The following is a 13,460-nucleotide window of genomic DNA, read 5'->3' as shown; positions in this document are numbered from 1 at the left end:
GCCGAGGCGCGTTGGCCCCTATTTCTGCATGCGTTCGTGATGCCTGATGACTTCGGAAATGATGAAGTTCAGGAATTTCTCCGCGAAAACCGGGTCGAGATCGGCGTCATGCGCGAGTTGGCGCAGCCGGTCGATCTGGCGGGCCTCCCGCGCCGGGTCGGAGGGCGGCAGGGCGTGCGCCGCCTTCAGCGCGCCGACCGACTGCGTCGCCTTGAACCGCTCCGCGAGCGTGTAGACCAGGATCGCGTCGAGATTGTCGATATGGCCGCGCTCCTTCTCGAGAAGCTCCGCCGCGCGGGCCGCGTCATCGGTCACGCCGCCGCCCCCGGCCGCCGGCGCGCCCGTTTCGGATGCGCGGCGCCCCTCATCGCCCGCCGCTTCGGGTCCGCGCCCGCTCATTTCTTCTTTCCAAAGCCGGAGAGGCCCGGCGGCAGCGCGCCGCCGCCAAGACCGGGGAGCCCGCCGCCCGCCATGCCGCCGCCGGGGAGCCCGCCCGGCGCGCCGCCGCCGGCGCCGCCCATCATCGCGGGGTTCATGCCGCCCTTGCCCAGCATCTGCGAGAGCGCGCCGCGCATCAGGCCCTTCTTTCCCATCCGGCCCATCTTCTTCATCATGTCCGCCATCTGCCGATGCATCTTCAGAAGCCGGTTCAGCTCCTGCACCTCCAGCCCGGCGCCGGCGGCGATGCGCTTCTTGCGGCTCGCCTGCAGCAGCGCGGGATTGGCGCGCTCCTTCTTCGTCATCGACTGGATCAGCGCGATCTGCCGGCGCAGGACCCGGTCGTCGAAATTGGCGTTCTCCATCTGCTTGGTCAGCTTGCCCATGCCCGGCAGCATGCCCATCACGCCCTGCATGCCGCCCATCTTCAGCATCTGCTGAAGCTGCCCGGCGAGATCGTTCATGTCGAAGCGGCCCTTCTGGAACCGCTTCATCATCTTCTCGGCCTGCTCGGCCTCGATGGTCTCCTGCGCCTTCTCGACGAGGGAGACGATATCGCCCATGCCGAGGATGCGCCCCGCGATCCGCGCCGGGTGGAACTCCTCGAGCGCGTCGAGCTTCTCGCCGGTCGCGACGAACTTGATCGGCTTCCCCGTCACCGCCCGCATCGAGAGCGCTGCGCCCCCGCGCCCGTCGCCGTCCATCCGCGTCAGCACGACGCCGGTGACGCCGATGCGCCCGTCGAATTCCGAGGCGACGTTCACCGCGTCCTGCCCGGTCAGCCCGTCGACCACGAGGAGCGTCTCATGCGGCTTCGCGACGTCGCGCACCGCCTCGACCTGCGCCATCAGCTCCTGATCGATATGGAGCCGGCCGGCGGTGTCGAGGAGATAGACGTCATAGCCGCCCATCGTCGCCTGCTGCTTGGCGCGGCGCGCGATCGCGACCGGGTCCTGCCCCTTCACGATCGGCAGCGTGTCCACCCCGATCTGCATGCCGAGGATGCCGAGCTGCTCCATCGCCGCCGGGCGGTTGACGTCGAGCGAGGCCATCAGCACCCGCTTGCCCTCGCGCTCGGTCAGGCGCTTCGCGATCTTCGCGGTCGTCGTCGTCTTGCCGGAGCCCTGAAGCCCGACCATCAGGATCGGCGCCGGCGGGCTGTCGACGCGGAGCCGCCCGGCCTCGGCGTCGTCCCCGGCCAGCATCGCGGTCAGCTCGTCATTGACGATCTTCACCACCTGCTGGCCAGGCGTGACCGATTTCGTCACCGCCTGCCCGGTCGCCTTTTCCTGCACGCGGGCGATGAAATCGCGCACCACCGCGAGCGAGACGTCGGCCTCCAGCAGCGCGACGCGCACCTCGCGGAGCGCGGTTCCGACGTCATCCTCGGAAAGCGCGCCCTGCCGGGTGAGCTTGTCGAACACGCCCGAGAGGCGTTCGGACAGACTTTCGAACATACCGCGTCTCCTTTCCGTCCGGCGCCTGAACGCGCATCGCCCCGGCGGGCGCAACGCGCTGACCGGGGGCGATCCCCGCACGATGCGGGGACCGGAAGCATTCGGGCTTCCGGGAAATCCGCGCGGAACCTAAATCCCCCGCGGATCAGAGTCAAACGGGCGCGCGCCGCGCCGCGCCTGCGCCCGGGCTTGCCAGAATCCCGCCGATTCTGCAGTAAAAGGCGCGCAGCTCGGGGACTCTCCATGCATGACGGACCGCTGAAAAGATATCGTGACCTGATCGCCTCCGGCAAGCTGACCGACGACACCGCGCAACGGCTGGCGCTGGAGAAGCTCCAGATCCTTCACGACCGCCTGAAGGATTACGACCCCGGCAAGGGCAAGCGCGTCGCGCGCGGGTTCTTCGGCTGGGGGCGCGAGGGGGCGAAGAAGGACGCGGACCTCAACGGCCTCTACATCTATGGCCGCGTCGGGCGCGGCAAATCCATGCTGATGGATCTTTTCTTCGAGACGGCGCCGGTGGCGAAAAAGCGGCGCGTCCACTTCCACGCCTTCATGCAGGAGATCCATCGCGGCGTCCACAAGGCGCGCCAGGCCGGAGACGAAGATCCGATCAAGACCGTGGCGAAAGAGGTCGCGCGGAACCTGACCCTGCTCTGCTTCGACGAGATGCAGATCTCAGACATCACCGACGCGATGATCGTCGGGCGCCTGTTCGAAAAGCTTTTCAAGCGCGGCGTCGTCATCGTCACCACCTCGAACCGCCCGCCGGACGATCTCTACAAGGACGGGCTGAACCGGCAAATCTTCCTGCCGTTCATCGCCATGCTGAAGGACAAGCTGGACCTTCACGCGCTCGAAAGCCCGACCGATTATCGCCAGTCGCTGCTGCGCGGGCGGGAGGTCTACCACACGCCGCTCGGCCCCGAGGCCGCGGCGGCGATGGACGCCACCTGGGCCGACCTCACCGATGGCCGCGGCGGCGAGCCGCTGACGCTGGAGGTCACCGGCCGGCGGGTGACGATCCCGCTGTTCCAGTCCGGCGTCGGGCGGGCGGATTTCCGCGATCTCTGCGCGACGCCGCTCGGGCCGGCCGATTATCTCGCCATCGCCACCCAGGTCCGGACCCTGCTCCTCGACAACATCCCCCGCCTCGGGGTCGCGAACGCCAACGAGGCGAAGCGGTTCGTCACCCTGATCGACGCGCTCTACGAAGCGAAGACGCGGCTGATCTGCTCGGCCGAGGCGTGGCCGGAGGCGCTCTATCCCGAGGGCGCGGGCGCGTTCGAATTTCAGCGCACCGCCTCGCGCCTCGCGCAGATGCGCTCAGCCGACTGGATGGAGGCGGCCTGATCCGCCCCGCTCAGCCCGGCGCGGCCGCATCGGGAAAGACGATCGCCTCGCCTTCCGGGCGCGCGGCCAGCAACCGGCGAACCGCGCCGGCGTCGCGCTCGCCCTCCAGAAGATCGGTCCAGACCCGGAAATATCTGAGGTCGTACGCGCCGAACGACATGATCATCGCGACATCGGCCGCGTCGCGCCCGCGCACCATCAGGATCCGGCCGATGCGCCGTTCATTGTAGCGCGCGTCGAACGTGAACCAGCGGCCGCCGAGATAGACCTCGAACCACGCGCAGAAATCGCCGGGGCCGCTGTCGGGCGCGCCGATATCGCCGAGATAGCCGCTGGCGTAGCGCGCCGGGATGTTCAGCGCCCGGCAGAGCGAGATGGCGAGATGGGCGAAATCCCGGCAAACCCCGGTCTTCTCGAAATTCACCTCCGACGCCATCTTGTTCGGCCGCCCGAACTTGTAGCCGAACGTGATCTGCGCATGCACGTAATCGCAGACCGCCTGCACCCGCATCCATCCCGCCGGATGCCCGCTGAACCGCTCCCAGGCCATCGTCGTCAGGTTGTCGCTGTCGCAATAGCGGCTGGGGAGGAGATAGACGAGCGCCTCGTCCGGGAGCTCTTCGACCGGATGTTGCCGCGCCCCCGGCTCGAACGCGTCCGGCGCGCCTTCGATCGCGACGACGCAGTCCGACCAGAGCCTGAGCGGCCCGCCCGGCGCGACGAGGCGCGTCACGCGATTGCCGAACCCGTCGATATAGGCGTGAAGGGGGATGTCCGGCTCGGCTCTCACCCGATCCTCGCCGAGCATGCGGCCCTCGGCCGCCGCGTGCGTCGAAAGCGCCGCCAGCATCGGAACCGGCTTCGCGCAGTCGATCTCGATCTCGAAGCCAAAACGGATCTGCATCGGCACACCTCCAGGGCTGGACACGGGCGGAGCCGGGCAAGGGGCCGGATCCGGGGCCGGGCCCGGCGTCCATGCTGGAGATAACGGGCCAATGGCCGGAAAGGTTCCCGCGCCGCCCGGCGGCTAGAGCGCGCGGCGCGCCCGCATCGCCGCGAAGATGGTGCCGTCGTCGAGATAATCCAGCTCGCCGCCGACCGGGACGCCCTGCGCCAGCGACGTCACCGCGACCCCCGCGCCCGAGAGCTGGTCGGCGAGGTAATGCGCCGTGGTCTGGCCGTCGACCGTGGCGCCGAGCGCCAGCACCACCTCCGTCACCTCCGGCGCCCCGGCCCGCGCGACGAGCCGCGGAACCCGCAGCGTCTCCGGCGTGACCCCGTCAAGCGCCGAGAGAACCCCGCCGAGAACGTGATACCGGCCCCGGAACACCGCCGCGCGCTCCATCGCCCAGAGATCGGCGACATCCTCGACCACGCAGAGAAGCGCGTCGTCGCGCCGCGGGTCCCGGCAGATCGCGCAGATATCCGCCGTATCGATATTGCCGCATTCGACGCAGATCCGCGCGCGCTCCGCCACTTCGGTCAGCGCCCGCGCGAGCGGCAGGAGCATCAGGTCCCGCTTCTTCACCATCTGCAGCACGGCGCGGCGCGCGGAGCGCGGGCCGAGCCCCGGCAGCCGCGCCATGAGTTCGATCAACCGGCCGATCTCGCGCCCTGCGGCGTCGTCGCCCCGCTCCGATCCGTTCATCTTCATCCTCGCTGACCTTGCGCGCGAAGGTCGCGGCGCGCGCGCGCGAGGTCAAGCGCCGGCGCGGTCGAAGGCCGCGAAATCGGGCCGCAGCCCGCCGATCCTGCGCCGGCAGACGAAAACGGCCAGCGCGAAGGCCAGCGCGAACCCGCTCCAGACCGCGGCGAAGAGCCCGGCCCAGACGCCCGAAAGGCCCCAGCCGAGCGAGACGAACAGCGCCGGAAAGAGCGTCAGCGCCACAACCTGCCGGTAAAGCCCGATCACGGCGCTCCAGACCGGGCGGCGCAGCCCCTGAAACAGCGCCGTGACCAGAAACATCAGCGCATAGGCCGGCATCATCAGAGCCGCCACCCGAAGATAGGCCGCGCCCGCCGCCACCGCCGCCGGATCGCCGGTGAAAAGCGTCACCATGGCGGCGCCCCCCGCCGCCAGCGCCAGCCCGCCGATGAGCGACAGCGACAGCGCGACCACCGCCGTCAGCGTCGCCGCCTGCCGCACCCGGTCATGATCCCCGGCGCCGAAATTCTGCGAGACCATCGGCATCAGCACGAACGAGATCGAGAGGATCGGCAGGAGAATCAGCTGCTCGACCCGGAACGCCACGCCGAACCCCGCCACCGCCGCGGCGCCGAAGGGCTGGAGATGCGCCTGGATGATCAGCCCGCCGATCATCATCACCAGCATCGTCAGGCTGGACGGGGCGCCCTGCCGGACGAGCGCGTCGAGCACCGGCGCGCTCGGGCGCGCGTCGCGAAGCCCCGCCCCGGTCAGCGCCCGCGTCCGCAGCGCCTTCGCGACCAGCCAGGCCGCAACCCCGATCTGGATCAGCACCGTCGAGAGCGCGATGCCGTCGAAGCCGAATCCGGGCAGGCCGAACACCCCGTAGATCAGGATCGGGTTGAGCGCGAGATTGGCGCCGAACGCCGCGATCTGCGCGGTCCGGTTGGCGGCCATATCGCCCTGCGCGGTGAGCACGCCATTCGCCGTCAGGCCGACGAGAAATCCGGGCAAACCGAAAAACAGCAACCTCAGGTAGTCCGACGCGGCCGCCGCCACGTCGGGCGCCGCCCCGATCGCCGCCATGGCCGAATCACTGACCGCGACGCCGATCGCGGCCAGAGCGACGCCGAGCAGCGCCGCCAGCGTCAGCGCCTGCGCCGCCAGCGCGCGCGCATGCTCCAGCCGCCCGGCGCCGAGCGCGCCGCCGATCAGCGCGCTCGCGCCCTGACTCAACCCGAAGCCGATCGCCATCAGCGCCATGAACACCGTGAAGGAGATCGCCAGCCCCGCCTGAGCTTCGGTGGAGATCCAGCCCGCGTAAAACGTATCCACGACGTTATAAAGCGTCGTGAACGCCATGCCGAGCGCGGCCGGCCCGATCATCGCCCGCAGATGCGCGGCGAGCCGCCCGGTCGTCAGATCGCGTTCCGCCATTCACGCCCTTCACGCATCGCCGCCGACGCCGCCGAAAAAAGAACTTGCACGTCGATGAGAATTCGTCTTCGTTACAACCGTAAGCGGCATCGTCCGCTTCGTGTTTGACTAACGAGTTCCGTATGACAAAGCGCGCCCACCCGACATTTGGGACGAGGACGCTTGCGTGGCTGCGTGCGTACCGCCGCGTACACTTCATCGCCTCCCGAGCGGCGGCGTCTGGAGGAGAGTCGGCGCACGCGTGGAGGGGTGCGCCGGCGCTTTCCGCCCCCGTCTCGAGTCGCCCCTCATCCCGGCCCTGACCGCCGCGTCAAAAGAGCCGCCCGCCGATCGGCGTCTCGCGGTCGGGCGCGATCAGCACGACCTCGCCATCCTGATCCGGCGCGCCGAGCACCAGAATCTCGCTCATGAACTTGCCGATCTGGCGGGGCGGAAAATTCACCACCGCCATCACCTGCCGCCCGACAAGCCCTTCGGGCGTGTAATGCCGGGTGATCTGGGCGGAGCTTTTCTTCACTCCGATTTCGGGGCCGAGATCGACCCAGAGCTTGATCGCCGGCTTTCGCGCCTCGGGGAACGGCTCCGCCGCGACGACGACGCCGACCCGGATATCCACCTTCAGAAAATCATCGAATTCGATCAACGCCATATCCCGCTCCCGCATGAATTTCCGGGAGGATAGGGGCAGGCGGCGCGCGGCGAAAGAGGCCGCGCGGCCCTGTTCAGCGCATCGACGCGGCCAGATCCTTCATGTTCTCCTCGATCCGCGCCCGGACGATTTCATAGGTCTCGACATTGGTCCGCTTCGCCGCCTCGGCCAGGTCGCGCGCGTTCGCGACCGCGCTCTCGAACGCCTTGGAGGTGAATTCGGTCTGCTTCGCCGCCGTTTCCGGGCCCGGATCGGAGCGCGTCATCTCGGCCAGCTGCGCCTGCGCCGCCTGCATCGTCTCCTGGAAGATCTTGACCTGTTTCTCGAACAGATCCTGATACCCGGAGGCGGCCGCCTTCTGCGCGGCGACCAGCGCGTCCATATTCTTGCGCTGCGCCTCGTAGAGCGCGCTCTGATCAAACCCCTTCATCGCGGAGGGATCGAAAATCTTCGTCATGTCCATCGATTTGAACATGTCGGCGTACATCTTGAGATCGAACGGGTTTGCGCCAGAGCCAAACATCATGTCCTCCTGAGCGGAACGAGTCGCGGCGTTGGAGCCGCTGCGGAACAGTATATTGTGCGGCGCAGCAAAATATCAATGAAATACGCGGCTGCGCCGCCCGTTTCCCGCTCAGGCGCGGCCGATGGAGGGCGCCATCGCGATCGCCAGCGCCGCGGCCGCGTCGTCATCGCCCCAGGCGACGAGCTGGAACGCGGGATAGAACCGCTCCGCCGCCGCCACCGCGCCGCTCAGCATCGCGTCGATCTGCGCCGGCGTCGCCGGCGCCCCGCCCGCGAGCGTGAGCCCATAGCGGAACACCAGCAGCTTTTCCTCGTCCCAGAGGCTGAAACAGCCGGACCAGATCAGGTCGTTGGCCTTCTCGATGAGGAGCGCCAGCTCCCCCCGCCGCTCCGGCGGCGGCTCCATTGCGAAGGTGCAGATCAGCCGGAGCGTCTCGTCCGCGCCGCTCCAGGCGAGGGTGAGCGAATACGTGCTCCAGACGCCCTCCACGGCCATCGCGATCTGATCTTCGCCGACGCGGTCGAACTCCCAGTCCCGCCGCTCGGCGAGCGTCTCGACAATGTCGATCGGGTGGAGATCGTCTGAATTGATGTCGTGCTCGACGGCTTCCATGCCTCACGCTCCCGTGGTTGCGCCCGGCGAGGCTCACCCCGCAAGGCTTTGGTGGCATGCCATTCAGTCGTGGATTTCATCCCATGACGCACCAAATATGGTGCCGCACCCCCGGCGCCGCGTCCAGCCATATTTTCGATCGCGGCGCGGATGAGCGCGCGGCTCAGGAAACGCGCATCCATTTGGCCACCATCTGATGGCGGACGCCGGCTTCCGCGGCTTCGCGGTAGAACGAGATCAGCTGGCGCACGGGATCGGCCAGCCGGCTGAAGCCGCCGACGAAGGCGACGACGATCCCGACCGACGTCTCGCCCGCGATCACCATGGCCCCGCCGCCGACGATGACCGCGATCGGCGCCGCGCCGTTGAGCAGGTTGAGCCCGGCCTTGAGAAGCATCTTCCACCAGACAAAAACCATCCGGAGCTGGAACAGGCGCTCCGCGCGCGCTTTCACCTCGGCCTCCCCGGGCGCGGTCTCGTCGTCGAGGGTCGAGACGAACCGGCGGCGCAGCCGCACCTGGACCGAGATCAGCCGGTTCAGCCGCCGCTGCATCAGCGGCGCCAGAACCACCTGCGGCGCGAGCAGCAAAAGCCCCATCAGCGCCACCGTCGGTTGCACCCAGAACATGTAGGAGAGCCCGCCGACCAGCATCGCCGCATTCGCCAGCGCCTGGCTCGGCCCGGCCCCCGCAAAGCCGCCGAGCGCCTCCACCTCCGTCGTCAGCACGGAGATGATGTCGCGGCCTTCGCCGTTCACCCGCCGCTCGTCGCCTCTCAACTTCCAGAGATGCCGGCGGGTGTAATAGATCGCGCTTTCGCTCATCCAGCTTTGCAGCAGCGCCAGCGCGAACTTCGCCACCTGATGAAAGCCGATGACGCCGAGATAGATCAGCCCGAGCGCCGCCATCAGCGTATTGTCGCCGGCGATGATGGCGTCGTCGAAGAGCCGGCGCTGCAATTCGATCGGCGCCAGCGCCAGCAGGGTCGCGACAAGGCTCAGCGCGCACGCGGCGACCTGCCAGCCGCCGGTCATGCGCAGGACATACCCCGCCAGCCCGGCGGCGGGCGTGTCGTCTCCGGTCCGTTCGATCCGGCGGGGCGAGAAACGGCGAGGCGGCGGCCTCATCCGCCGGAAACCGTCAACCGGCGTCCTTCGCTTCGAGCGCGGCGATGCGCGCGGAGAGCGCCTCGTTCTCCTCCCGCGCCTTCTGCGCCATCTCCCGCACGGCGTCGAACTCCTCGCGGGTGACGAGGTCCATATCGTTCAGCAGCCGCTCGAAGCGCTGACGCATGACCGTCTCGGCCTCGGTCTTCACGCCCTGCGCGACGCCGGCGGCGTTGGTCATCAATTGGGATATGTCGTCGAGTATCCGGTTTCGGCTCTGCATCTGGTGATCCTTTCGTCGTCGCCGCTCTATATGGCGCGGGCCGGCCCCGGCGCCAAGCGCCGCCCGCTTGACCTCGGCGAGGCCCCGCCCCAGAACCCCCGCCGAAGGAGAAAGCGCATGCCTCTCGTCATTCCCTACCCGGACATCGACCCCGTTCTGGTGACGATCGAGCTTTTCGGCCTCAGCCTGCCGATCCGCTGGTATGCGCTCGCCTATCTCGGCGGGCTTCTGATCGGGCTCGCGCTTTTCCGGCGGCTGATATCGCGGCCCGCTCTCTGGCCGGAGGAGCGCGCGCCGCTCGACCGCGAGGCGGCCGAGGCGCTGCTCACCTGGATGGTGTTCGGGGTCATTCTCGGCGGCCGGCTCGGATATGTTCTCTTCTACCAGCCCGGCTATTATCTGGCGCACCCGGCCGAGATCCTGCAGGTCTGGAGCGGGGGCATGTCCTTTCACGGCGGCTTTCTCGGCGTGATCCTCGCGGTGATCGTGTTCTGCCGGCTGCGCAAGGCCCCCCTGCTCTCCGTCGCCGACGGCGTCGCCGTCGCGGCGCCGGTCGGGATTTTCCTCGGGCGGATCGCGAATTTCATCAACGGCGAGCTCTGGGGCCGCCAGAGCGACGCGCCATGGGCGATGGTCTTTCCCGGCGCCGGCGATCTCCCGCGCCATCCGAGCCAGCTTTATGAAGCCACGCTCGAGGGGCTCGCGCTGTTCATTCTGCTCTGGCTCCTCGCGACCCGGCGCGGCTGGTTGCGCCGGCCGGGCGCGATCACCGGGCTGTTCTTCATCTTCTACGGGGCCGCGCGCGCGGTCATCGAGCTTTTCCGCGAACCTGACGCCCAGTTCTTCGGGCCGGACAACCTCGCCGGCCACGCGCTCCGCTTCACCGCGGATTACGGGCTGACGATGGGGCAGATCCTCTCGCTGCCGATGATCCTGATCGGGCTCGGCTTCTGGGCGGCGGCCCGCCGGCGCGGATGACCCCGCTCGGCGCGCTCATCCGCCGGCAGATCGCCGCGACCGGCCCGATGACGCTTCACGACTACATGGCGCTCTGCCTCGCGCATCCCGAGCATGGCTATTACATGACGCGCGACCCCCTCGGCGCGAAGGGCGACTTCACCACGGCGCCGGAAATCAGCCAGATGTTCGGCGAGATGATCGGCCTCGCGCTGGCGCAGACGTGGCTCGACGCCGGCGCGCCCGCCCCCGCCCGCCTGGTCGAGCTCGGCCCCGGCCGCGGGCGGCTGATGGCGGACGCGCTCCGCGCGGCGCGGGTCGCGCCCGGCTTCGCCGAGGCGGCGGAGCCCTGGCTGGTCGAGATCTCGCCGGCGCTCCGCGCCGAACAGGCGCGGCTCCTTCCCGGCGCCCGCTGGGCGGAGCGGCTGGAGGAGGTCCCCGAGGGGCCGCTCTTCCTGATCGCCAACGAATTCTTCGACGCGCTCCCCGTCCATCAATACGAGATGACCGCGAAGGGCTGGGCGGAGCGGATGGTCGGCCTGAGCGAGGGGCGGCTCATCCTCGGGCTGCAGCCGTCGCCGCTGCCGCTCGGCCCGGCCCCTCTCGGCGCGATCCGGGAGCGAAACCCCGCCGCCGAAGCCGCCGCCGCCGGGATCGGCGCCCGCATCGCGCGGGATGGCGGCGCGGCGCTGATCGTCGATTACGGCTATGGCGAGACGCCGCCGGCCGGCGCCGACACGGTGCAGGCGCTCCGCAAGCATCGGTTCGCCGACCCGCTGGACGCGCCGGGAGAGGCCGACCTGACCGCGCATGTCGATTTCGGCGCGCTGAGGGCGGCGGCGACCGGCGCGGGCGCCGCGGCCTCGGCGCTGATCGCCCAGGGCGACTGGCTGGCCCGGCTCGGGATCGGCGCGCGGGCGGCGGCGCTGGCGGCGGCCCGCCCCGATCAGGCGGCGAGCGTCGCCGCCGCGCTTCACCGCTTGACCGACCCGGGCGAGATGGGGACTCTCTTCAAGGCGCTGGCGCTCTTCCCGCCCGGGGGGCCGCCGCCGCCCGGCTTCGACACGGAGGGCCCCCGATGACGCCGACCCCGATCCGCGCCCGCGAGATCCGCGCGCCGCATGGTTTTTTCACCCGCGCCGGCGGCGTCTCCACCGGGATCTACGCGGGGCTGAACTGCGGGCCCGGCTCCGGCGACGCGGCGGAGGCGGTCGCCGCGAATCGCGCCCGCGTCGCCGAGGCGCTCGGCGCGGAGACGCTGCTTTCGCTCCATCAGGTTCACTCGGCCGACGTCGTCGTCGTCGATCGGCCATGGGAGGGCGCGCGCCCGCGCGCCGACGCGATGGCGACCCGCGCGCCCGGGCTCGCGCTCGGGGCGCTCACCGCCGATTGCGCGCCGGTGCTGTTCGAGGACGCGGAGGCCGGCGTGATCGGCGCCGCCCATGCGGGCTGGCGCGGCGCGCTCGGCGGCGTCACCGATCGGACCCTCGACGCGATGGAGAGCCTCGGCGCCGCGCGGCGCCGGATCCACGCGGTGGTCGGCCCCACGATCAGCCAGCGCGCCTATGAGGTCGGCCCCGAATTCATGGACGAGTTCATCGCCGACGACATGGAGACGGCGCGTTTCTTCGCCGGCGGCGCGGGGGACCGGATGCAGTTCGATCTCCCCTCCTATCTCCTCTGGCGGCTCCGCGCCGCCGATGTCGCCTCCGCCGCCTGGACCGGGCATTGCACCTTCTCCGACCCGGAGCGGTTCTATTCCTATCGCCGCTCGCGCCGCGACGGGGAGCCAGATTACGGCCGGCTCGTCGCCGCCATCGCCCTGCCCCGGCGCTGACATGGCGCCGGGACCGCGGAGCGCGCCGGCCCGCATCGGCGCCCTCGCCCTGCTCGCGGCCGCGGCGATGCTCCGGCCCGCCGCGCCCGCCGCCGGCGAGATCACCTATTGGACCGGCGCCGCGCTCCGGACCGCGCCGGACCCGCGCGCGGTTCCGCCCGCGCGCGGCGCCGGCCCGCAGAGCTTCGGCGCCCTGATCGCCGAGGATGTCGGTCTGTTCATCGAGCCGGAGGCCGGCGCGCCGGCCCACGCCTTCAATCTCGTCGCGGGGGCGGTCGTCCGGCGGTTTTCCGGCCACATCCCGCTTCACCGCGTGCTCGGCGCCGAGCGGATTCTGACGCTCAGGGCCGCGCTGACCGCCGCCGGGCCGGACCTCGCCGCGACCTGGCGCCTGGTCGATTCCAAAGGCGCCCGGCTCGAGACGTTCCGCATCTCCGTCAGGATGCGCGGCGCGCCGGCGCCGGGCCGGCCTTTCGCCGCCCTCACCGCGGAGGATGCGGAGCGAATCGCCCTTCAGGTCGCGGCGACGCTGGACGGCTCGGCCGAGATCGACGCCGCCAAGGTCCTGGCGCGGCTCGACCGGGCGCCGACGCCCGCGCCGCGGCCCGAAGCCGCCGCCGACGACCCTCCGCTCAGCTTTCCGCCGCCACCCGCGCCTCGAGAACGTCGAACGGCACCCCCGGCTCCGCTTTCGCGCCCCGGATGACCAGCGAGGTCTTCACGCTGGCGACATTCGGCGCCGAGGTCAGATGCCCGGTGAGGAACGACTGGAAGGTGAGAAGATCCGGCGCGACGCATTTCAGCAGAAAATCGATCTCGCCGTTCAGCATGTGGCATTCGCGGACCAGCGGCCATTCCAGCGCCTGCGCCTCGAACGCGCGCAGATCCGCCTCCGCCTGGCTGGAGAGGCCCACCATCGCGAAGACCGCGACCTCGAAGCCGAGCGCCCGCGCGTTGACCCGCGCGTGATAGCCCTCGATCAGCCCATCCACCTCCAGCGCCCGGACCCTGCGAAGACAGGGCGGAGCCGAAATGCCCAGCCGCTTTGACAGCTCGACATTCGTCATCCGTCCGTCAGCCTGCAATTCGGCGAGAATCTTCCTGTCGATCGCGTCGATTTTTCCGGCCGCCATTCCATCCCTCGCTCGCGGGTTCGCGCCC

At 69.9% G+C, this 13,460-nt stretch carries 16 protein-coding genes; 5 read left to right on the top strand and 11 right to left on the bottom strand.

The genetic code is table 11. The features are described 5' to 3' along the window. Window positions 1-18: 18 nt before the first annotated feature. Complete coding sequence (locus tag WG921_RS02840; protein ID WP_340108001.1) at window positions 19-315, bottom strand: chorismate mutase; 297 nt, start codon at window positions 313-315, stop codon at window positions 19-21. Window positions 316-395: 80 nt separating this feature from the next. Then, the gene (ffh, locus tag WG921_RS02835; protein WP_340107688.1) at window positions 396-1,895 is read right to left on the bottom strand and encodes a signal recognition particle protein; all 1,500 of its coding nucleotides are present in this window, start codon (window positions 1,893-1,895) and stop codon (window positions 396-398) included. Window positions 1,896-2,138: 243 nt separating this feature from the next. Between ffh and zapE the strand changes: the two genes are divergently transcribed. Continuing rightward, a complete protein-coding gene (zapE, locus tag WG921_RS02830) occupies window positions 2,139-3,248 on the top strand; it encodes a cell division protein ZapE (RefSeq protein ID WP_340107687.1) in 1,110 nt (369 codons plus the stop codon). 10 nt (window positions 3,249-3,258) lie between these two features. Here the strand turns inward: zapE and WG921_RS02825 are convergent, their stop codons facing one another. From WG921_RS02825 to WG921_RS02790, 8 genes are all read right to left on the bottom strand, one after another. After that, window positions 3,259-4,152: a transglutaminase-like domain-containing protein gene (locus WG921_RS02825; RefSeq protein ID WP_340107686.1), complete on the bottom strand. Its 894-nt coding sequence runs from the start codon at window positions 4,150-4,152 to the stop codon at window positions 3,259-3,261. Window positions 4,153-4,275: 123 nt separating this feature from the next. Continuing rightward, window positions 4,276-4,896, bottom strand: coding sequence for a recombination mediator RecR (gene recR, locus WG921_RS02820; protein ID WP_340107685.1), 621 nt, complete (start codon window positions 4,894-4,896; stop codon window positions 4,276-4,278). A gap of 51 nt (window positions 4,897-4,947) precedes the next feature. Next, complete coding sequence (locus tag WG921_RS02815; protein ID WP_340107684.1) at window positions 4,948-6,330, bottom strand: MATE family efflux transporter; 1,383 nt, start codon at window positions 6,328-6,330, stop codon at window positions 4,948-4,950. A gap of 310 nt (window positions 6,331-6,640) precedes the next feature. Further along, window positions 6,641-6,979, bottom strand: a complete 339-nt coding sequence (locus WG921_RS02810; RefSeq protein ID WP_340107683.1) for a tRNA-binding protein — start codon at window positions 6,977-6,979, stop codon at window positions 6,641-6,643. A gap of 73 nt (window positions 6,980-7,052) precedes the next feature. Continuing rightward, window positions 7,053-7,502: a phasin family protein gene (locus tag WG921_RS02805; RefSeq protein WP_340107682.1), complete on the bottom strand. Its 450-nt coding sequence runs from the start codon at window positions 7,500-7,502 to the stop codon at window positions 7,053-7,055. Between the two features lie 111 nt (window positions 7,503-7,613). Continuing rightward, on the bottom strand, window positions 7,614-8,117 hold the full coding sequence (locus WG921_RS02800) for a type III secretion system chaperone family protein (protein WP_340107681.1): 504 nt from the start codon (window positions 8,115-8,117) through the stop codon (window positions 7,614-7,616). Between the two features lie 163 nt (window positions 8,118-8,280). Next, on the bottom strand, window positions 8,281-9,243 hold the full coding sequence (locus WG921_RS02795) for an ABC transporter ATP-binding protein (RefSeq protein WP_340107680.1): 963 nt from the start codon (window positions 9,241-9,243) through the stop codon (window positions 8,281-8,283). Window positions 9,244-9,256: 13 nt separating this feature from the next. Next, window positions 9,257-9,505: an accessory factor UbiK family protein gene (locus WG921_RS02790; protein ID WP_340107679.1), complete on the bottom strand. Its 249-nt coding sequence runs from the start codon at window positions 9,503-9,505 to the stop codon at window positions 9,257-9,259. Window positions 9,506-9,622: 117 nt separating this feature from the next. Between WG921_RS02790 and lgt the strand changes: the two genes are divergently transcribed. The 4 genes from lgt to WG921_RS02770 are packed head-to-tail and all read left to right on the top strand — an operon-like array spanning window position 9,623 to window position 13,005. Further along, the gene (gene lgt, locus WG921_RS02785; protein WP_340107678.1) at window positions 9,623-10,483 is read left to right on the top strand and encodes a prolipoprotein diacylglyceryl transferase; all 861 of its coding nucleotides are present in this window, start codon (window positions 9,623-9,625) and stop codon (window positions 10,481-10,483) included. Beyond that, window positions 10,480-11,544: a class I SAM-dependent methyltransferase gene (locus WG921_RS02780; protein WP_340107677.1), complete on the top strand. Its 1,065-nt coding sequence runs from the start codon at window positions 10,480-10,482 to the stop codon at window positions 11,542-11,544. The genes lgt and WG921_RS02780 overlap by 4 nt, the downstream gene beginning before the upstream one ends. Then, the gene (gene pgeF, locus WG921_RS02775; protein WP_340107676.1) at window positions 11,541-12,299 is read left to right on the top strand and encodes a peptidoglycan editing factor PgeF; all 759 of its coding nucleotides are present in this window, start codon (window positions 11,541-11,543) and stop codon (window positions 12,297-12,299) included. Before WG921_RS02780 ends, pgeF begins: the two co-directional genes overlap by 4 nt. A gap of 1 nt (window position 12,300) precedes the next feature. Next, window positions 12,301-13,005 carry a hypothetical protein gene (locus WG921_RS02770; protein WP_340107675.1) on the top strand — a complete coding sequence of 235 codons (705 nt, stop codon included), beginning with the start codon at window positions 12,301-12,303 and terminating at the stop codon, window positions 13,003-13,005. Here WG921_RS02770 and WG921_RS02765 read toward each other — a convergent pair. Beyond that, window positions 12,932-13,432 carry an Lrp/AsnC family transcriptional regulator gene (locus WG921_RS02765; RefSeq protein WP_340107674.1) on the bottom strand — a complete coding sequence of 167 codons (501 nt, stop codon included), beginning with the start codon at window positions 13,430-13,432 and terminating at the stop codon, window positions 12,932-12,934. The genes WG921_RS02770 and WG921_RS02765 overlap by 74 nt on opposite strands. Window positions 13,433-13,460 lie beyond the last annotated feature (28 nt).

Source organism: Paludibacillus litoralis (genome assembly GCF_037646705.1).
Classification (GTDB): Bacteria; Pseudomonadota; Alphaproteobacteria; order Rhodobacterales; family Rhodobacteraceae; genus Pikeienuella; species Pikeienuella litoralis.
Note: the sequence above shows the minus strand (reverse complement) of the source record. Positions and strands in the feature narration are given on the sequence as shown.